The organism is Candidatus Symbiopectobacterium sp. NZEC135 (assembly GCF_025962695.1).
In genome coordinates this window covers 1-531 of the sequence record NZ_JAGFPF010001447.1, presented here as the reverse complement: position 1 = coordinate 531, position 531 = coordinate 1, and the positions used below count along the sequence as shown (strand labels likewise).

The 531-nt window shown below is 55.6% G+C and carries 2 protein-coding genes; both read right to left on the bottom strand.

Annotated elements, in window-relative coordinates:
- A partial coding sequence (locus J5224_RS34760) for an ATP-binding cassette domain-containing protein (RefSeq protein WP_264629359.1) occupies window positions 1-314 on the bottom strand: 314 nt, incomplete at its 3' end.
- Between the two features lie 143 nt (window positions 315-457).
- A partial coding sequence (locus J5224_RS36060; protein ID WP_413544777.1) for a hypothetical protein occupies window positions 458-531 on the bottom strand: 74 nt, incomplete at its 5' end.

Sequence of the window (531 nt, the reverse complement as noted above, 5' to 3'; positions counted from 1 at the left end):
AATTTGAGGCCGTAGGCAATGTGCTGTGCCACCGTCATATGCGGCCACAGCGCGTAGCTTTGAAACACCAGCGCCATGCCGCGTTTTTCCGGCGGAAAGTGGGTAATATCCTGGCCGTTGACCAGAACCGCACCGGCATCCGGCGAGGAAAATCCAGCAATAGTGCGCAGCAAGGTGGTCTTGCCACAGCCAGAGGCACCGAGCAGCGCGACAAATTCACCTTGAGCAATCTCCAGGTGAATATCATTTAAAACAGGCGTAGCACCGTACCCGGCATGCAGATGCGCGGCGGAAGAAGACGTTGTGTTTTGCACACCTGTGCACCCAAACAAACCTTTCGATGGCGCTGATTGTCCGGGGTAATGATGTCAACGACGTGTTAACGCCATGACATTTCAGTGACAGGATGAAGAGGAATAGCGGTGGTCAACAACCACCGCTAGCAAGAGAAGAGGCCTTACAGCAGTTGCGCCAATCGGTTGAGATCCGACTGAATTGCCCCGGCCGTTACATCGCGTCCGGCACCCGGCC